Genomic DNA, 19,889 nt, shown 5'->3' on the forward strand with positions numbered 1-19,889 from the left:
CAACACTATCGAAAGAGCTATATCAATGGTTCATGCATAATTGCTGCGCTTGATATCGGGCAGGCTTACCTGTCTCCGTCATGGGTAAGGCGTCAACATGCAAATAGCAACGCGGTTGCCAGTACTTGGGCAGCACACGTTGACAGACACTTTTAACATCTTCAATATCCATCGACTCGGTGAGCAAGACCACTTGTTCTCCGAATTTCTCATCTGGTCGTTTTGAAATCATAAAAGGCACCGTCAGATACGGGTGCAGCAACCGTTCCACCTCCTCCATCTGAATCTTGATGCCGCCAGAACAGATGACATTGTCTTTGCGGCCTAAGATACGGAAGCCCTTATCGGAGAGCTCAGCAATATCGTTGGTGATAAGCGGTCCGTCATGCACAGCGGGAGCATCAATCACCAGACAACCCTCATCCGTCGACGACAAACTTACGCCCTCAAAAGGCACATACCACTCGCTGGTCTCAGGCCCACTGAGACGGCGAAGAGCAATATGAGAAAGCGTCTCCGTCATTCCGTAAGTACTCCAGACTGCATTGGGGAAGGTCTTCAGCTCCTGAGCCATCGACTCATCGATGGCACCGCCACCAATAATAAGATGCTTAATAGCTTTCAGCCGTTCCCGTTCCTCAGGTACTTGCAGGGAGTTATAAACCTGCATCGGTACCATCGCCGCAAAATCGACTGGCTCAGCTACCGTTTCCAGAGGATGTCCGCTGGGAGCGACAGTAATGAGCCGCAGACCACAGGTCTGAGCCCTCACCACCATCATCTTACCTGCAATATAGTCAAGCGACATACAAAGCAAAGCGCTGTCGCCTGCCTTCAATCCAAGGAAGCCACAGGTGATACGGGCCGAAGCCTCCATGCGCCGTTTCTCTACCAGCATGGGCTTGGGCTTACCTGTCGACCCGCTGGTATGCACCAATACGGTGGGACTGTCGTTATGCCATTCTTTTAGGAATGCTTCGAGATCCATAGCTTGTCTCCTCTGATTTCCAGTGGCATCGGGATATTGTCCGTAAAGAGCTGTCCTGTGCCAAGACCTTGTGGAAAAGTGATAGAATCACCATATACGGAACTGCAGAACTGAGCGATAGCATTCAGGCCGATGTTGCTCTCCAGGGCAGAGGTAATCCACGAACCGATACCCTCTTCACGAGCTATGTCTATCCACTCCCTGCAGCCCATCATGCCACCATGCAACGATGGTTTCAACACGATATAGGCAGGTTTGATGATATGCAGCATCTGCCGTTTCGTCTCTGGGTCGTTCACGCCGATAAGCTCCTCGTCGAGGGCGATAGGTAATGGAGAGTCACGACAGAGCTCTGCCATCTTTGCCCATTGCTTCTGACGGATGGGCTGTTCTATGCTGTGAATGACATACTGTGACAACAGCTCCAGTTTATAAAGTGCCTCGTCAGGCGAGAAGCCACCATTGGCATCCAGGCGCAGTTCCACCTCATGATGCGAGAACCGTTCACGAATGCGCTTCACCAAGTCAAACTCCTTATCGAAGTCAATGGCGCCCACCTTCAGTTTCACACAGCGGAAGCCCTGCTTCAGTTTATCCTCCATGCGTTGTAGCATCTCCTCGTAAGAGCCCATCCACACCAAGCCGTTGATAGGTATGCCCTGTTCACCACGAGCAAAAGGCGTATCAAAAAGTTGAAAGTTGAAACTAATAAGTGCTGTCTCCAGTCCGAAGAGCATCGAGGGATAGTCACGCATCGCCTCATAGGGTATCTCACCAGTTTCTTCAACCTGGTCACAGAAGCCCCGTAACACCTTATTATATATATGGGGCTCCAAAGCGTCGCAACTCAGGTCCAACAATGGGGCACATTCCCCCACTCCAACGGTCATACCATCGGACACATGAACCAACCAGATACGCCGCTCCGTATATACCCCGCGACTGGTACCCGCTGGCTGCTTGAAATGGAGCACCCGCTCCTCAATATCTATCTTCATGGAATCTGGGGATATTGGTCAAAGTTGGGCTTACGCTTCTCGAGGAATGCCTTGCCGCCCTCCTGTGCCTCGTCGAGGAAGTAATACAACATGGTGCAGTCGCCTGCCAACTGCTGGATACCTGCCTGACCGTCGAGTTCGGCATTCAGTCCTGCCTTAATCATTCGCAGGGCTATGGGCGAACGCTCCATCATCGTCTCGGCCCAGCTCACACATTCGTCTTCCAGTTGGTCAATAGGCACTACCTTATTCACCATACCCATCTCCTCAGCCTCCTTTGCCGAATACTGTCTGCACATAAACCATATCTCGCGGGCTTTCTTCTGTCCCACGATACGAGCCAGATAGGAAGAACCGAAACCAGCATCGAAAGAACCCACCTTAGGTCCTGTCTGTCCGAAGATGGCATTCTCCGAAGCAATAGTCAGGTCGCACACTAGATGCAACACATGACCGCCACCGATGGCATAGCCATTCACCATTGCAATGACAGGCTTAGGCAGACGACGAATCTGCATCTGCACGTCGAGTACTGAGAGGCGGGGCACACCCTCATCATCAATATAACCACCACGACCCTTCACATGCATATCGCCACCACTACAGAAGGCATGTTTTACGTCTGCAAGGCTCTTGCCCTCAGGCACCTCACTCATGGCTCCTGTCAGCAACACCACACGGATGCGCTGCAACTCACGACACTGTGCGAAAGCCTGGCTCAGTTCCAGCGTGGTCTTGGGGGTAAACGCATTGCGATATCTGGGACGGTTAATGGTAATCTTTGCGATACCGTTATACTCTTCGAAGAGAATCTCCTCGAATTTTCTAATCTCTTTCCATTCTCTTTGTGCCATTTCTCTGTTTGTTTTTAAATTATGCGGCAAAGTTACGAATTATTTGAGAATTATTTACTATCTTTGCAACAAAATATTATCTACGCCATGCTTCAAATCCGCTGTAAGAACAATAACGTGACAAAGAGCTTCCCAGAAGGAACCTCGCTACTCGATGTGTATCAGGAGTTTGCCGACGACATCAAACTCCCCTATCCTGTCATCTCGGCTAAAGTCAACAACGCCTCTCAGGGACTGAAATTCCGACTCTACCAGAATCGTGATGTGGAATTTCTTGATGCCCGTGCAGGTAGCGGTCATCGTGTCTATGTCCGTTCGCTGAGCTTCGTGCTCTACAAGGCCACGCAGGATATCTTTCCTGGTTCAAAGCTCTTCATCGAACATTCGCTGTGCCGAGGCTACTACTGCAACTTCAAGAAGAAAGACGGGAGTCAGCTTATTGACAAGGATGTGGAGCAAATCAAACAGCGGATGCAGGAGATTGTGGACCTCGACATGCCGTTCCGACGTACGGAAGCTACTAACGAGGAGGCTATCCGCGTGTTTGCCGAACGTGGATTCTCGGATAAGGTGAAGTTGCTGGAGACCAGTGGTCAGATATATTCTGACTACTACACACTAGGCGACACCGTCGACTATTACTACGGACCGCTGGTGCCCAGTGCTGGCTATCTGAAGGTGTGGGACTTAGAGCGCTATGAGGATGGATTGCTGCTGCGGGTGCCTGACTGGAACAACCCCAATCAGGTGGCAGAGAAAGTTGATCAGCCCAAGACTTACGAGATGTTTGCTGAGAAGACCCGTTGGGATATCATCATGCGCCTGTCGAATGCTGGCGACGTCAACAAAGCCATCATGCGAGGCCATGCCTCCGAACTCATCCAGGTGTCGGAGGCCCTGCAGGAAAAGAAGATTGTGCAGATAGCAGAAGAGATTGAGCGTCGCTTCCATCGCGAGAAGGATCCCGTGCGACTGGTGCTCATCACTGGCCCGTCGTCATCGGGCAAGACCACCTTCTGCAAGCGTCTCTCCATACAGCTGCTGGCCTGCGGCCTGCGCCCCGTCTCGTTCTCTACCGACGATTATTTCGTGAACCGCGTGGACACGCCAAAGCTACCCAACGGCGACTATGACTTCGACAACATCGAAACGGTGGAGTATTCATTGCTGGAGGACCATCTGCTCAAACTGATGCAGGGCGAAAGGGTGGAGATTCCTGAATATAACTTCGTTACTGGCAAGCGAGAGTGGAACGGCAAGAAGCTGAAGCTGGCTGGCGACACCATACTTATCATAGAAGGTATCCATGCTTTGAACCCGCTGTTGACGAAGAATATTCCCGATTCCATGAAATACAAGATCTACACCTCGGCGCTGACCAGTATCTCGTTGGATGACCACAACTGGATTCCCGTTCGCGACAACCGTTTGTTGCGCCGCATCATCCGCGACTACAACAAAGGAGCCTTTACCGCCCAGCAAACCATAGCGCAATGGAAGAATGTGTGTGAGGCCGAGGACCAATGGATATTCCCCTATCAGGAGTCAGCAGACGTGATGTTCAACTCAGCTCTCAACATCGAGTTTGCCGTGTTGCGCACCCATGCCGAGATTATCCTCGCCTCAGTACCCAGGAACTGTCCAGAATATTCCGAGGCTCACAGGCTCTTGAAGTTCATTCATTTCTTCCTGCCTGTCAGCGACAAAGAGATTCCTCCCACCAGTATTATGCGTGAGTTTGTGGGCGGTTCCTCGTTCAAATACTAAGCCATTACTTCCAAGACCATTGGACGTGAGAACTCTTCCGAGAGCAGCAGGTCTATACCCTGTTGCATCTCTTCTATTGTCGTGGCCTGCTGATAGTAGATATCGTTCTGCTGGCAGATACCTTCGGCGGTTGCCGAGTGCTGGGCAGCCACAAATCTGTCGCAAGCCGGACTCTTTTCCAGTCCTGGCAGTTTCTCAAAGATGCCACCCTTACCATTATTCAAAAGGAGAATGCGCAGGTTGCCTCTCAGGTTCTGGTTCCACAAGGCATTCTGGTCGTAGAAGAAGCTCAAGTCGCCTATGACGCAGAACACCTTCTCGTCAGTAACGACGGAGAAGCCTGCCGCAGTAGACAGCGAGCCCTCAATGCCATTGACACCACGATTGCAATAGACAGGTGTCTTCGAGTAGATGTTTGCCAAACGGATGGCCATCGAGTTGGCATAATGCACCATTTCCTTTCCTCGTTTCTGCTCAAAGTATTTCACGGCGGCAGCCTGCAAGTCAGCAGGCTCTTGTGTCTCCACCTTTCTGCGGACATCGGCAATCAGCGCCTCCCATTTCTGCACAAAGGGATGTGGCTGCTGCTCCAGATTAAAGCGAACCATATCGGCCACCACATCACCATCGCCCTGAATGATATGCGTCAGATTCATAAACGTATCTGTCACGTCGCCTTCACGATTCACCACCCACGTCTCCTTTGCCTTCCGCAGGAAACGCTTCAGATGTTTGCTGACGATAGAGCCACCTGTATAAAGCACGAAGTCGGGCACATAGCTCTCATCATCGCCAATCTGCACGACAGCCTCGTCCATCAGCGGATTCATGGGCTGTCCCGCAATCAGCATAGGTCGCTTGGCCTGCATAAACATCCTGCACACATGACTCAATGTGACATTGGAGATATCTGCAGGCATCAGTTCTATCTTCCGCTCTGCAGGCAATGCTGGCGTAGAGAAGTCAAAGAGCGGCTCCGTGATGGGTACGTTGATATGCACAGGGGCATACTTCTCTATCAGCGCCTCGTTAACCAGACGGTTGCAGTACCAACGCTCCTCATCGTTGTGAGGTTCTGGCAGAGAGACGGCCTTACGGACAAAGCGTCCTAAGGCATCAGGCTGAGGCAGCGTCTGACCATCGAGCTGGTCTATCCATTGCTGAGGACGATCGGCAGAGACAACCACCAAGGGGCGATGCTGATAGTATGCCTCGGCAACAGCTGGCGCCAGGTTGAGCAAGGCTGTTCCGCTGGTGACGCACACCACCACAGGTTCATTCAGGGCCTGCGTCATTCCCAAGGCATAGAAGGCCGCCGAGCGTTCGTCAGTCACAGGATAGCACTTGATATCAGGACATTCGTTCAGATTATGGACGATAGGCGCATTCCTGCTTCCAGGACACACCACCGCATGACGAATGCCGTGAGCCACCAACAGGGCAGTCAGTATGTTTACGTTCTCTTTATTGCTATACATTGTCGCATTGTTTCAAGTTTCGCCTCTGTCTCCTGCCACTCCAGCTCCTCAATGCTGTCCTTCAACAAGCCGCCGCCAGCATAAAGACGATAGCGGTCTGACGTTATCTGCATGCAGCGCAGCGATACGTAGAGGTGGGTAACCGGTGAGTGGTGAAGGGTGACGGGTGATAGGTTTAAAGGCCCCATAAAGCCGCTGTAATACAGGCGGGGCGTATGTTCATTATCGAGGATAAAGCTATAGGTCTCCTGCTTGGGCAGACCACAGACGGCAGGTGTGGGATGCAGCATTTGAAGAACATCTCCCACGCGCGCGTTATTTAATAAGGTGAAAGTGAAGTCGCTTCGCAGGTGCACCAGGTTGGCAGCACGTACCGTTCGCGGCCCCTCCTCGCGGATATTCTTTGCCAGCTGCTCCAAACAACCCATCAGATAGGTGGCCACATAGCGCTGCTCCTGAATATTCTTGGTGCTCCAAGTCATGTGCTCACCCTCGCCCAGCAGCTCGTCGCCTTCCAGTTTCATGGTGCCAGCCAGCGCAATGGTGCGCCATTCGCTGCCGTCGCCCTCAAGTAGAATCTCTGGCGTTGCCGTGAGCCACAGGCCGCTCTTAGGGGTATAGACCAGCGAGATAAACAGTCGAGGGTATAACTGACAGGCCCTTTGGAAGAGTTCCATCGGCGTAACACCCTCAATAGCAGGCTCTTCCGCACAACGGCTTAGCACCAGCTTGCGAAAATTGCCGTTCCTCAGATGCTCAAAAAAGCGACTGAAGTCTGACGCATAGCATTTCCTTAAAGTGTTTCCCCTATCGAAACAAGTTGTTTCCCCAATCGAAACAAATTGTTTCTCCAGTGGAAACAAACTGTTTCTGCCGTCGAAACAATCGGAAACAGTTTTGAAAGTCTTTACGACATCTGGGCGGATAAGGATGAGGGGCGTATCAGGACTGATGGAAAAGGGTGCCACCACGAAGCCTGTCTGTCCGTTGAGGGCCTCACACGACAGAAATTCCTGCGGCTCGCCCTCCGTCTGCGCCACCATCGTCACCTGCTGCTCATGGGGCAATCTGTAGAGTGCCAGTCCTGTCATTTCTGCTTGACTACATAATTGGTTACGCGGACGTTCGAAATCAGGTCGCCCGCCGTATCCTTGATATCCACATTCCAAACATGAAGCGTAGATCCCTGATGCAGCAAACGGGCATAGGCCGTCACCGTATCGCCCTCAGCCACAGCCTTTACATGACTGCCGCTGACCTCGATGCCCACACAGGCACAGCCAGGACAAAGGGCGCTGGAGCCCACGCCAGCCACATTTTCTGCCAATGCCAACGAGGCACCACCACTGAGGAATCCGAAGGGCTGACGGTTACGTTCGTCCACCTTCATACGGGCCATACAAGTATCGACCTCGGGTGTGGAGATAAACTCCATCCCGAGGGCGGTACTCAAGTTTGGCATTGAATCTATGATGTCTTTGATTCTTTCTACGTTCATTATGGTTTATCAGATAAACAGCGAATATTCCTTGACGTTCCAGGCTAAGGCGCTGGCTCCCAGCACATCGCGCTCTGCTTTGTTCAGGTTCGATGTCAGGAACTTCACCTTACCCTTCAGGTTATGGAACACATGCTCCTCAAACGAGTCGTGCGTGGGTTCAATGAGCCACTTGCCTGCACGGGCTATGCCGCCTGCCAGGATAACAGCCTCAGGATTCAAGATAGAAGCATAGTTGGCCAAGCCTATGCCCAGCATCTGACCAGTACGACGGAAGGTCTCGATAGCCAGTTCGTCGCCTTTCTCACAGCACTCAAACACGTCTTTGGGAGTCATATCAGTCATGCCTCGCATCAGCGAAGGACGCGAATCGGACTCAAGCAGATCGGTGGCTGTTTTCACCACGCCCTTCGTACCAGCATAGGCCTCCAGACAGCCCCTGTTGCCACAGCCGCAAAGACGTCCGTTGTGCTCGATACATGTATGTCCTATCTCACCCGAGAAACCCTCGGAGCCCAGATAGGCCTTGCCGTTGGTAAAGATGCAGCTACCCACGCCATGACCCAGGTTGATATAAAGGAAGTCCTGAAGACCGTGTGCGCTGCCAAACACATACTCGCCCAGCGCCCTGACGTGGGCATCGTTGCCCAGCGCCACAGCCAGTCCCAGACGGTCGCGCAGCATAGCAGCCATAGGTATCTGACCCTTCCACGGCATATTGGGTGGATACTCAATACATCCAGTTCGGAAGTTACCACTTGGAGAGCTGATACCTACCGAACGGACAGATTCATACCCGCCGTTAGCCTCAACAAGGGCTACGATGCGCTCACTCAGATAAGTGATGAAATCGTTCACATTGGGGAAATCCGTAGTGGGGAAACTATCCTTGGCAATGATGTTTCCTCGTAAGTCGACAATAGCGAAGATGGTCTCGTCAATGCTCAAACCAACTCCTACGACTCTTGTTTTAATTGTACTTTGTATCATAGCATGAAATCCTAAGATTGGGCAAAAATAGTAAATATTTTGTTAAAACCAAAGGATTCTTGTTTTTTTTTTGTTCAATTCAACAATTATTTCTTAATTTTGTGCCCAAATAAGATTTTTTACAACCATTTTAACAAAACTAACAAGGTATGAAGAAGTTATTTTTTGTAGCCGTTGCAGCTCTGACATTGGGTTTTGCATCGTGCAGTGAGAAAGCAGAGAAAGCAAGTGAAGTGGCTCCATTCATTGAGCAGTTGACATCACAGCTCGAGGCTGGTAATCTCGACGAGATGGAAAGCACCATGGATAGTGCTATGGCGAAAGTGGAAGAGCTGGCAGCAAAGGACCCCGAGGCAGCCAAGACCGCATTTGAGGAGATTCAGAAGTTCATCAAGGACAGCAAAGAGAAGCTGATTGCCGCTGGTGCTGAAGAGAGCGCCCTCGATGAGCTGATCAGCACACCTGCTGACGTGATTGTCAACGCGCTGACTGCCAGCCAGTCTATTCTCGACAATGCCGAAGCTACTGCCGACAGCGCAGCTCAGGCCGTTCAGAATGGTTTGGAGCAGGTTGCCCAGAACCAGGTAACCACCGTGGAAGATGCTGTCAACGAGCAGGTTGACGCTGCCAAGCAGAAGGCTAACGATCAGGTGAACGAGGCCAAGCAGAAGGCCAACGACGAGGTGAACAAAGCTGCCCAGAAAGCTAACGAGGAAATCAATAAGGCAGCAGGCGACGCCCTGAAGTCACTGGGTCTCTAATCATATCCCACACCTTATTATTATATGAGAAAACTTTTTCTTTGCATCCTGACCTGTATGGCAGGCGTGCTCTCTGCCAATGCCATTGACGACAATACCGTAAATATTGTCTACAGCGGCAATAGCGCAACGGTGACCATTGCCAATAATATCAGTAGCTACGTCACCGTAAGCAGCGGCACATCATCGCATGTCATCATAGTGCAAGATGCCAGTTTCGAGGGTGTGGACAAGACTACCGACAACGAAGACGGAGAGATTATCTACAATCTCTCCGGCACTTCGTCTGACGGCGAGTTCTATCTGGAAGGCTCGTACAAATGTACTGTCGAGCTCAACGGTGTCAGCCTGACCAACCCCAGCGGTGCTGCCGTCAACATCCAAAATGGCAAGCGTATTGCTGTCAGCATCAAGAAAGATAAGACCAGCACGCTGACTGATGGTGCCAACGAAAACAGTAATGGTGCCCTGCACATCAAGGGTCACACCAAGTTCAAGGGCAAGGGTACCCTCAATGTCGTAGGCAACAGCAAGCACGGCATCTACAGCAAGGAGTATATCGAGATCAAGAACTGCAACATCAACGTCACCGCAACTGTGAAGGACGGCATCCATTGCAAGGAGTACTTCTTCATGGAGAGCGGCAATGTCAGCATCAGCGGTACTGGCGATGATGGTATCCAGGTAGAGCTTGACGGAAACACCTCTACGGGTCAGATGCCCAGCCATGAGGACGAGGATTCTGGCAATTTCTACATGACGGGAGGCAGCCTCAGCATTGCCAACTATAGTGGCAAAGCCATCAAGGCCGACGGCACCATCAACTATAATGGTGGTTCGCAGGACTTTGATAAAGACGACACCAAGCAGTATGCCGGCATCCAGAGTGTCAGCGCCACACAGCGCCCCTTGCTCAATGGCATCTACGACCTGCAGGGGCGTCGTCTGAGTGCCGTTCCTCAGCACAGATGTATTTACATCATCATTGAAAACGGCGTAGCCAAAAAGATTATCCGCAAATAATAAATTCGTTTGGGGATAAACATCATGAAAAGATTATACCTTACTATGCTTGCGTTGCTGCTGATGGTGGCAGCGCAAGCTCAAATGGCTGACCCTGTGCATTTCAGCTCAGAGCTGAAGATGCTGAAGGGCAACGAAGCCGAGATTCTGTTTAAGGCCACCATCGACCCTGGCTGGCACGTTTACTCCACCGACTTAGGCGACAGCGGTCCTATCGAGGCCACCTTCACCGTTGAGAAGATGACAGGTGCCGAGTTGGTAGGTAAGCTGAAGCCTGTGGGCAAAGAAATCAAGAAGTTCGACGCGATGTTCGGCATGGAGCTGCGCTTCTTTGAGAACGCAGCCACCTTCAGTCAGAAGATTCGCTTTACCCAGCCTCAATACGACATTGACGGCTATCTAGAGTTTGGTGCCTGCAACGATGAGAGTTGTCTGCCGCCAACACAGGTCACCTTCCGCAAGAGCGGCGAGGTGAAGCTGACTACTGACAAGGCTATTGAGGAGAAAGAGAAGCCACAGGCCAAGGAGGAAGTTGCTGTAGCAGAGGAGGTTGCCACAGCCGACACCGTTCAGGCAGACACAGTAGCCGTTGCCGCCGTGGCCCCTCAGGGCCCTGAGGACACTGACCTCTGGACGCCTGTCATCGACGAGCTGCGAACTATGGGCGACAGCGATAATATTGCCAACCAGTCATTGCTCTACATCCTGCTTATGGGTTTCGTGGGCGGCTTGCTGGCAGTCTGCATGCCCTGCATCTGGCCCATCATCCCCATGACGGTGAGCTTCTTCCTGAAACGCTCCAAGAGCGATAAGGGCAAAGGCATCCGCGATGCTTTCACCTATGGCATCAGCATCATCGTCATCTACCTGGCGCTAGGACTCTGTGTGACAGCACTCTTTGGCAGCGACACGCTGAATGCGATGTCCACCAACGCCGTCTTCAACATCTTCCTGTTCCTGCTGCTGGTAGTCTTCGCCCTGTCGTTCTTCGGCTGGTTCGAAATCAAACTGCCTGACTCTTGGGCCAACAGCGTTGACACGAAGGCATCAGCCACCAGCGGACTCATCAGCATCTTCCTGATGGCTTTCACGCTGGTATTGGTGTCGTTCTCTTGTACAGCACCCATCATCGGTCTGCTCCTCGTTGAGACCACCACCAGCGGCAACTGGCTCGCCCCTGCCCTCGGCATGTTGGGCTTCGCCATAGCATTGGCTCTCCCCTTCACCCTCTTCGCCCTCTTCCCCTCATGGTTGAAACAGGCGCCGAAGTCGGGTTCGTGGATGAACACCATCAAGGTGGTATTAGGCTTTGTGGAGCTGGCCTTCGCGCTGAAGTTCTTCTCCGTAGCCGACCTGGCTTACGGCTGGCACCTGCTCGATCGCGAGGTGTTCCTCTCGTTGTGGATTGTCATCTTCGCCCTATTAGGAGCCTATCTCTGTGGTTGGCTGAAGTTCCAGAGCGACGTGGAGAATGGTGAACAGAAGCCCATGCCTGTGGTCTGCATCATGGGTGGCCTCGTCTCGCTGGCCTTTGCCGTCTATCTGGTTCCTGGCCTGTGGGGCGCACCTTGTAAGGCTGTCAGTGCCTTTGCTCCTCCTATGAACACGCAGGACTTCAACCTCAACACCAAGACGGTGGAGGCCCGTTTCACAGACTACGAGCAGGGAATGGCTGTGGCGAAGGCTGAGGGCAAGCCTGTCCTCGTTGACTTCACAGGCTTTGGCTGTGTGAACTGTCGTAAGATGGAGGCTGCCGTATGGACTGACCCTCAGGTGGCCGATCTGATTACCAACGACTTTGTGCTGATATCGCTCTATGTCGATGATAAGACACCGCTGGCAGAGCCTTTCGAGGTGACAGACCAGCAGGGAGAGACCAAGACGCTGCGTACTGTTGGCGCCAAGTGGAGCTACCTGCAGAGTCATAAGTTCGGCGCCAACGCCCAACCCTTCTATGTGATTCTCGACAACGAAGGAAAGCCCCTCTGCGGCAGTCGAGCCTACAAAGAGGATATTCCTGAGTACATACAGTTCCTGAAGGAGGGACTCAATCGCTACGAGTAAGCAATAAAAAAGTGAGTTGCAATTGCAGCTCACTTTATTTTTGGCTTCAGCTCGTCAGGCGAGTCGTTTGTAAACATGCTGACCTTCGGACCCTGCTTGGTGTAGAAGTTGCGAATGGTCTGAACATCCAGCACCAGCGATGGGTTGAAGTCGCTGCTCTGCATATAGTCAAGAATCGCTTTGCGCATCTGGCGAGCCACGATGCGACGCTCCAAACCGCTGCTGATGTCCATCGTGGTCATCAGCAGTTTTCCGTTTAGCACCTTAGTCTCAACCATCATACCTAATTTCCTGCTGACATGCCACGTGTCGATGGGCTGTATGGGCGACTGGTAGTCCTTGGGCAGCTCCATCAGGTTCATCACCTGCGCCTTGTTCAGCAGCTCCCACCAGTTCAGGTTGCTCCAGTCGTCTGTGGGGAAGCCGTGTTTAAACAGCGGATGCTCTTTCTCGATATAAGCTCCTGTGGTATGAGGCGGACGCATCTTAAACCACGACGTGTTCCAGAACACAGGCAGATAATGCTGCACCACATCGCTGCCCAGCGTCACGCGTCCTGCTGCCGTCAGCAACACCGTGCCGCCATCATTCAGCACCTTCAGCGCCTCAGCATCGAGCGAGTCGGCAATATAGACCTGACCGTCTTGAGTTTCCACATTCTGAGGATACACCCAGAAGTCCCAATGGTTCATGATATCCTTACCGAAGTGGGTCCAGAGCGTCAGCTTCGTAGGTGCCTTGACGGCATCAAGGTTCCACTCCACCACACCCAGCTCACAGTCTTTGCCCAAGGGGATGGTATCTTTTTGAAACGCCCCTTTATGCCACACATGCTGCTGTTCGTCTGTTATCGAGTAGCGAATCGTGGACTTGGCAATCTTCGACCACAGCGCATTATATATTTGAATAGGTACGCGAAGGGTCTCGTTGTTAGTATATACGAAACGGGGGAAGCGAGCCAGCAGTACCACCCTCGAACAGAACTGACGCCAGTCCTCAGCATTGCAATAGCCTTTCTCACCCCAATGCACATTGAGTGGGCCCACCAGTGCCGTACCCTGTCCGCTATAGTCGTTAATACCTAACAGCTGAAAGCCGGCATAGTCCTTAGTCCTCAGGTTGCGCTCTATCTCATATTTATAACACAGCACCTGCAGCTTGCCGCTGGCCATCAGGAACTTCTCTGCCATCGACTCCATACCATTGTCGCGCAGCAAGTCACGGAACACCTCGAAGTTACGGGCCTTATAGGCACCCTTATACTCATCTATCTCCTTGAAGTCAGGGAAGGCACACCACTGACCCTGCTCGTGGGCGATGATAGGCGACTGATTGGGCGTCTTGGATTTATAGTTCCTGGGAAACTCGATGCCACTATAATAGTCATCATCGCTGGAAGGAGCCTTACGTTCCCATTCCAAGCCTCGTGCCCCACCCTTGACATGATACTCCGACCCATCGTCCCAGGCCCAGCCGCCACCCACGCTGGCGCCACAATACACCTTGGTGGGGTCATACTTACGCATCTTCTTCACCCAGTCGTTGCAGTAGGTCACCCAGTCGCCTGCAGGCTCATTACCTGCCGCCATCATCACAAACGAGGGGTGATAGCCGTATTCGTCGATGATACGCTTCGACTCTTCTAGCAGATACTCGTCGATCTTCTGTCCCCTGCGCAGCCTCACACCATGATTAGGCCACGAGGGTCCCTCTGGCTGCAGGTAGATACCCACCCTGTCGGCAGCGAAGAAGGCAGCCTCTGGCGGACAGTAGCTATGGAAGCGCACATGGTTCAGACCATACTCCTTACATTTCATGAAGATCTTCATCCACGACTCCTCGTCAGTTGGCGGATAACCCGTCTCTGGGAAGCAGCAGTTCTCTACCGTTCCTCGCAGGAATATCGGAATATCGTTGATAAACATCTGACGGCCCTGGATGCCAACCTTCCTGAATCCCACCAGCGCCTCGAAGACATCCTCGCCAGCCGAGATAGCCAGATGATAGAGGTTAGGATGATGTTCGTCCCAGAGTTTGATATCCTGACCCAAGGGAATATCTACTGTCAGCTTATTGCCTTCAGCATTCATGGTTCTGTTCACCAGCGTCTTGCCTGCCTTAGGTCCTACCGTCTCATAGAGCTTACAGCGCACATCATAGTCGTAGAGGGGGAAGACCCTCAGACCATCGACATGATTCTCCAACTCTACGGTCACACGGCCTACAGGCATTTGGACCTTTTCACCCTCTATATGCTCGCCACCTACCCATCTGCCAGGCAAGGTAATCTTGGTACTGTCCACCTTGACCGATACGCCCTTGATATTCAGCTTCTTCCATTGCGCCTGCAGCTCTATGCGTCCTGTGATGCCGTTCCAGTTGCCCTGCGTCTGGTCTGTCACGCTATGCGAGTCCTGTCCCACACACACATTCTCAATACCATTATACACACAGATGGCAATCTCGTTGCGCTTACCCTTTTTAAGATAGCTGGTCACATCATAGCGATGGGGCGTCGAGAGCGACATCTGATGCCCCACCTCCTTGTCGTTCACATAGACGGTGGTCTCGATATGAGGACGCTCCAGGAAAAGGGTGATACGCTGGTCGTCCCAGCTCTTGGGCACATAAACACTACGGCGATACCAGGCCTTTCCCACATAATGTTTCTCTGGCGTCAGGAAGAAAGGGAATTTCATCTGCCCTTTCTGCCTGTAGGGCTCCATATAGGGGTTGAAGTAGAAACTGGAGTCATAGAGAGAGCCCGTCCATTGGGTGTGGATGTCCACATCGTCGCCCTTGCCGTTGGTCAGCATCGAGCCAGGCAACTGTATCTGGTCATGATAGCGGGGTGTCTCACCTACAGCAAAGTCCCAGATGCCTGAGAGACTCAGCACTTTCTGCGCTACGACAGACGAAGCACAGGCAATGATGAAAGATAGTGATATCAGCAGTCGTTTCATAGTCCTTCGTTTGTCAGTTCCACTTTAACAAGTCGTTCGCCTGGTGTCTTCTCGGCCTCACGAGGCAGATAGACTGGCGCATCTTTCTGCAAAGGCAGGATGCGCAGCTCCAGTTCGTTGCAGCCTTCTGGCAGACGCCACAGACCATAGAGCATCGGGCGACCATACTGGAAATGGTCAGCCACCAACTTGCCGTTAGCGTACAGACGGGCGCAGTCACCCTGATAGGTGATTCTCAAGAGCGACGATCTGTCACCAGGCACCTGAATCCTATATACCGCAGCCTGCTCGAAGTCCTCGTCAGTAGGCTCCTCGGCCACCTTCTGCACACCAATAGGAATCTGGCGCAGCGGCCCTGCCTCCTTCACCTTCTCGGCAGTCCATTCCCGACTCTTCACCTCGCCCTTGCCAGCCAAGAACAGGCGTTCTGCATCGTACTGAGTCAACAGATAAATATTCTGATAGACAGGCTTTTCCTCGCCACGTGCTTTTACGTTCTTCAGCACCTTGCCGTCCTGCATACAGATAGTGGTGGGGATGCCAGGAACCTGCATCAGGAATAGCTTACCATCGCGTTTTGCCACCAGTTGGGCCGTAGCATATTTGATGCCATCGACATTCACAGGGAAGATGGCCATACAGCCACTGGGGATGGTGAGCTTAGGCAGTTTCACGCCACAGGCCTCCAGCACCACATCTTTCTTCGCTGAGAGGTTCTGCAAGCGCTCGTAGTTGTTCACAAAGACGAATGCGGAAGCCGCTCGACCTTGGTCGCTCGTTCCCAATGCGGCAGCAAATTCTTCACTTTTCACTTTTCCCTTTTCACTTCTAACTGCCCATCGCAGCTGACTGTCATCGCCCTTCTTGATATCCTGTGGCGATGGAAACGAAGCCTCCATCGGAGCCAGCAGCTCGCCCCAGTCCTGCATAAACAGATGCAGGGGGCGCAAACGGTAGAACGACTCGTTCCTCTGACCAAACTCACCCAATGGTGCCTGGAAGTCGTAGTTCTTCACAGGCATATCATTATAATTGGTGGCCTGCGTGCGCTGGTTCTCGTTCAGATAGGTCTTGCCCTCAGGGTTCGTACCACCATGATACATATAATAACCCAGCAGGTTCGAGCCTGAGCCCAACTTCACCAACGCCATCGAATAGGCATCGTCAGCATAAAGATAGGGTCGGCGATGATAGGCTTGCATCATGCCACCACCCAACTCACAAGTGAAATAAGGGTATTCCTGACTGGTGACAGGTGAAGGGTGAGTGGTAGATTGAGAATAGTCTATCTGCTCGGTGGCGATGGCTGTCGACGAGCGGAAGGCCTTGAAGTTAAAGGCCTGATAGTAGTTGCCAGCCGTCTCCTGCAACGAGCGGTCCCAGAAGCCGTCGGCATAGTCGCCATACAAAGGCAGCATCTCGCCGAAGGGCACAGGCGTAGCCAGCTCGGGCCACCCCGTTCTGGTATAGAAAGGCAGGTCGAAACCTATCTTCGTGGCAATCTCCTTCAGCGCCACCAGGTATTCGCCCCTACCTCTGTATTCATTATCAAACTGCGCAGCGATGACTGGTCCGCCATCCTTCCATTGCAGACCCTGCACCTGAGTAAAGATCTGTCGATAGAGCTTCTCAGCATATCCCATAAACACAGCATTCCTGTCGCGCATCCTGCAGCCCTTCGTAAACATCCAGTCTGGAATGCCGCCATTGCGCACCTCACCATGACAGAACGGTCCCAGGCGCAGCACCACAGGCACATCCTCCTCCTTACATATCTCCAGGAAGCGACGCAGGTCGCGCTGACCGTCCCAGCGGAAGATGCCCTCTTCCTCTTCTATATGGTTCCAAAAGACGTAGGTGGCAATCATCGTCACCCCGCCCTCTTTCATCTTCCTCACCTCCTGCTGCCATTCGTTGGCTGGCAGACGCGAGTAGTGAATCTCGCCCATCACAGGCACTACCCGCTTGCCGTCCATCATCAGGCTATACTGGTCCCATGTCACCACAGGCTTCGCCACATTGCCTTGTGCATCAGCCACTATACAAGCCATCAACAGGCACAACAAAGATATAAATTTCTTCTTCATTTGTTTTAGTCATTGATTTCATCTGCAAAAGTAGTGCAAACCGAGCGAAAAACCAAATATATTTGAGTTTTTCTGAAAGGAATTCTGATTTACTTTGAGGCAAGGATGGCGTAGTTGATGCCGTCGCACTGGATGGAAGTACACTCCTCGGACTGAGGGGCTGGCTTCTTCGCATCTGCCTTTGCAACCTCTGGCATCGGGATATACTTATTGACTATCCGCTCCTTTTCCACAACCTGCGTCAGATAGAGCGTATCGTGTACAGGCTGGAAGATACGGATAGTATCTATGGACTGAGCCAGAGTAGTGTCAGGTTGGTTGCCTGTGAACAGATGCAGAGACATACCAAATACGAGGCCTACTACTGCAGCGGCAGGTGTAGCCACCCACCCCCAATAGGCACGCTTTTGCTGCATGGGATTCTTGGGCACATGCAGGTTCCTGTCTTCTTGACTTGCAAGGCGCTGGGCCGATGCTTGGAGTTTATCTTCAAACGTTTTCGTTAAGCCAGATGAGCAATGCCAAACTCGTTTGGGCATTGCCATGGCGAGAAAACGAAGAATGAAATTCAACTGTTTCATGATGATTTGAGTTTTTGTTTTAACGTTTGGGTGAGTATGTGGAGTCTTGACTTCACCGTTCCTTCCGGCACCGCCATGACAACGGCTATTTGCGGAACGGTCAGTTCTTCTTCGAATCGGAGCGAGAAGAGCAGTCGGCTCTCTGGCGGCATCTTCTCCAACAATCGCTTAAGGGTCTGATCAAATGTCTGTTGGTCGAGTTGGTCTATGATATCGTTGTCGCTAGCTTCTTCCTGAGTCTGTATGGCAAACGATTCATAATCCTTTTCGTGCTCGCTGTGCCTGTAATGATTCTTAAGGAGGTTGTAGCCAATGGTGAGCAGCCACGTGTGGAAGCTGAAGCCTGAGAACTTATCCCGCGCCGTCCAGACCCTCATGAAGGCATCTTGCGTCAGGTCGGCAGCCAGAGTCTCGTTACCACCTGTCTGACGGAAGAAAAAGCCCATTAGTCGACGAGCATGACGATGATAGAGCTCGTCGTAAGCCCTATCGTCGTCCTTGCTGCTTACTCTCTGCATCAGTTCTTCATCCTTGAGTGCAGAAAGCGGTTTGAATAGATGAGTGATAATCATTGGAGTTGTTCCTTCAACAGATTCTCGTAATAAGACTTCCGTTCTCCTGTTTCTTTTGGATTCTTTGACACGCATCGCTCTACGCACTTGCTGAGGATACGATACAGACGTTCTGCCTGAAAATCGTCACCATTCTTTCTGAACCTCGAAATCAGGTTAGCCAGAAGCGTCACATGGTTCATGTCAAGCATCTCACTTGTCTCCCACGAGTCATAGACGAGGTCTGGTTCGGCCAGATATTCCAGACTGTAGACCTCCTTCACGTTATGCATCGCCACGTCGAAGTTTTTGTAGGGCTTGGGACTGTATTTCAGCACAAGTCCCTCGTTGTAGATGCTGTCCTTATTAAGAATGGACACTTTAGGATTTGTGGGCGAGAAATAGGCTGGTCGCTTGGTTTCGTTGATCAAGTGCATGATGATGTCGGCCTCGTAATGGGTGTACCAATCCTCACCATATTTATCACCATAGTCCTGCACATTCAGAGTCAACGGCTCCACGTTCAATTTCTTATAGAGCGCCTTCATGAAGGGTTCGGCGTGAAGGAAGGCAACGTTGATAATCATTACGTCCGTACGTTCGCCCAGCGCCTCCTGCAACATCTTCATGGGTTCTGTGTCAAGGTCGCCGTTGGAAAAATAAAGGGCGTTGGGTTGCATGCACTTAAGCATGTTGTGGTTGAAGTGCATGATGCGGGTGGGGAAATACTTGTTGCGGTACGACCTGGTGAACAATTCCTTGATGCGAGGATTCTCGGGGTCGTTAAGCCACAGACGAACTGTCAGATATTCGAGGTCTTCTGGACAGATATCCTCTGGCATCAGTTCTATGGCGCGGAATATGTTGTCGCCCCTTATTGCTGCAGAGTCAGTAGTCAGGCAGAAGCGACCTTTGCAGAGGTTCAGCACATAGCTATCGGGCAGCGTAGCCTCCATCTTGCGAATGACGTCAGCCGTTTTCGATTCATCTTGATTTTCGTTCCACCCGCCAGTAAACTGGTCGTGATAACAAGTAGCTCGAAACAGATTTCTCCAAGCCCATTGGTCCTGCGGGTTGGCATCCACTATCTTTTGCCATACCTCAGCCTGAGCCGCATACCATTCCGGCTCGTGACTGTTGGCGATGAAGGATTCTATGGTTTCCGCTTGCTGTGCTCTGACGGTCAGGTTGCACACCAGCGTCAGCATCATAACGATTGTCTTTCTCATTTTTTTTATACCTTTTATGTTATACCATTTCTGAGGCGCTCTCATAATGATAAACAC

The 19,889-nt window shown here is 51.9% G+C and carries 16 protein-coding genes; 4 read left to right on the top strand and 12 right to left on the bottom strand.

What is annotated here, in order from left to right:
* Nucleotides 1–22: 22 nt before the first annotated feature.
* Genes Q0R57_RS09150 through menB form a run of 3 tightly spaced genes read right to left on the bottom strand, consistent with a single transcriptional unit; the run spans nt 23 to nt 2,840 of the window.
* Entirely contained in the window at nt 23–988 is a 966-nt protein-coding gene (locus Q0R57_RS09150; RefSeq protein WP_294746401.1) for an AMP-binding protein, read from the bottom strand.
* Nucleotides 967–1,986: an o-succinylbenzoate synthase gene (locus Q0R57_RS09155; RefSeq protein ID WP_294746404.1), complete on the bottom strand. Its 1,020-nt coding sequence runs from the start codon at nt 1,984–1,986 to the stop codon at nt 967–969. Before Q0R57_RS09155 ends, Q0R57_RS09150 begins: the two co-directional genes overlap by 22 nt.
* On the bottom strand, nt 1,983–2,840 hold the full coding sequence (menB, locus tag Q0R57_RS09160; RefSeq protein ID WP_294746406.1) for a 1,4-dihydroxy-2-naphthoyl-CoA synthase: 858 nt from the start codon (nt 2,838–2,840) through the stop codon (nt 1,983–1,985). Before menB ends, Q0R57_RS09155 begins: the two co-directional genes overlap by 4 nt.
* Nucleotides 2,841–2,918: 78 nt before the next feature.
* On the opposite strand from menB, the gene Q0R57_RS09165 reads away from it, so the two are divergent.
* The gene (locus Q0R57_RS09165; protein ID WP_294746496.1) at nt 2,919–4,607 is read left to right on the top strand and encodes a nucleoside kinase; all 1,689 of its coding nucleotides are present in this window, start codon (nt 2,919–2,921) and stop codon (nt 4,605–4,607) included.
* Here Q0R57_RS09165 and Q0R57_RS09170 read toward each other — a convergent pair.
* From Q0R57_RS09170 to Q0R57_RS09185, 4 genes are read right to left on the bottom strand one after another with little or no spacing between them, the layout of a single operon-like run.
* A complete protein-coding gene (locus Q0R57_RS09170; RefSeq protein ID WP_294746409.1) occupies nt 4,604–6,085 on the bottom strand; it encodes a 2-succinyl-5-enolpyruvyl-6-hydroxy-3-cyclohexene-1-carboxylate synthase in 1,482 nt (493 codons plus the stop codon). The two genes, Q0R57_RS09165 and Q0R57_RS09170, sit on opposite strands and share 4 nt — an antisense overlap.
* On the bottom strand, nt 6,061–7,176 hold the full coding sequence (locus Q0R57_RS09175) for a chorismate-binding protein (RefSeq protein ID WP_294746412.1): 1,116 nt from the start codon (nt 7,174–7,176) through the stop codon (nt 6,061–6,063). Before Q0R57_RS09175 ends, Q0R57_RS09170 begins: the two co-directional genes overlap by 25 nt.
* The gene (locus Q0R57_RS09180) at nt 7,173–7,583 is read right to left on the bottom strand and encodes a PaaI family thioesterase (RefSeq protein ID WP_294746414.1); all 411 of its coding nucleotides are present in this window, start codon (nt 7,581–7,583) and stop codon (nt 7,173–7,175) included. Before Q0R57_RS09180 ends, Q0R57_RS09175 begins: the two co-directional genes overlap by 4 nt.
* Before the next feature lie 9 nt (nt 7,584–7,592).
* On the bottom strand, nt 7,593–8,573 hold the full coding sequence (locus tag Q0R57_RS09185) for an ROK family protein (RefSeq protein ID WP_294746417.1): 981 nt from the start codon (nt 8,571–8,573) through the stop codon (nt 7,593–7,595).
* 149 nt (nt 8,574–8,722) lie between these two features.
* Between Q0R57_RS09185 and Q0R57_RS09190 the strand changes: the two genes are divergently transcribed.
* The 3 genes from Q0R57_RS09190 to Q0R57_RS09200 are packed head-to-tail and all read left to right on the top strand — an operon-like array spanning nt 8,723 to nt 12,421.
* Entirely contained in the window at nt 8,723–9,334 is a 612-nt protein-coding gene (locus tag Q0R57_RS09190) for a hypothetical protein (protein WP_294746420.1), read from the top strand.
* A 24-nt stretch (nt 9,335–9,358) separates the two neighbouring features.
* On the top strand, nt 9,359–10,357 hold the full coding sequence (locus Q0R57_RS09195; RefSeq protein WP_294746422.1) for a carbohydrate-binding domain-containing protein: 999 nt from the start codon (nt 9,359–9,361) through the stop codon (nt 10,355–10,357).
* A gap of 24 nt (nt 10,358–10,381) precedes the next feature.
* Entirely contained in the window at nt 10,382–12,421 is a 2,040-nt protein-coding gene (locus Q0R57_RS09200) for a cytochrome c biogenesis protein CcdA (RefSeq protein ID WP_294746427.1), read from the top strand.
* A gap of 29 nt (nt 12,422–12,450) precedes the next feature.
* Here the strand turns inward: Q0R57_RS09200 and Q0R57_RS09205 are convergent, their stop codons facing one another.
* The 5 genes from Q0R57_RS09205 to Q0R57_RS09225 form a co-directional block, all read right to left on the bottom strand.
* Complete coding sequence (locus tag Q0R57_RS09205) at nt 12,451–15,384, bottom strand: sugar-binding domain-containing protein (RefSeq protein WP_294746430.1); 2,934 nt, start codon at nt 15,382–15,384, stop codon at nt 12,451–12,453.
* A complete protein-coding gene (locus Q0R57_RS09210; RefSeq protein ID WP_294746433.1) occupies nt 15,381–17,471 on the bottom strand; it encodes a beta-galactosidase in 2,091 nt (696 codons plus the stop codon). Before Q0R57_RS09210 ends, Q0R57_RS09205 begins: the two co-directional genes overlap by 4 nt.
* Before the next feature lie 89 nt (nt 17,472–17,560).
* Nucleotides 17,561–18,052, bottom strand: a complete 492-nt coding sequence (locus Q0R57_RS09215) for a hypothetical protein (protein ID WP_294746436.1) — start codon at nt 18,050–18,052, stop codon at nt 17,561–17,563.
* Nucleotides 18,049–18,624, bottom strand: a complete 576-nt coding sequence (locus Q0R57_RS09220; protein WP_294746439.1) for an RNA polymerase sigma factor — start codon at nt 18,622–18,624, stop codon at nt 18,049–18,051. Before Q0R57_RS09220 ends, Q0R57_RS09215 begins: the two co-directional genes overlap by 4 nt.
* Complete coding sequence (locus Q0R57_RS09225; protein ID WP_294746442.1) at nt 18,621–19,832, bottom strand: hypothetical protein; 1,212 nt, start codon at nt 19,830–19,832, stop codon at nt 18,621–18,623. The genes Q0R57_RS09220 and Q0R57_RS09225 overlap by 4 nt, the downstream gene beginning before the upstream one ends.
* Nucleotides 19,833–19,889 lie beyond the last annotated feature (57 nt).

The sequence above is a fragment of the uncultured Prevotella sp. genome (assembly GCF_946407605.1).
In the GTDB taxonomy this organism is placed as follows: Bacteria; Bacteroidota; Bacteroidia; order Bacteroidales; family Bacteroidaceae; genus Prevotella.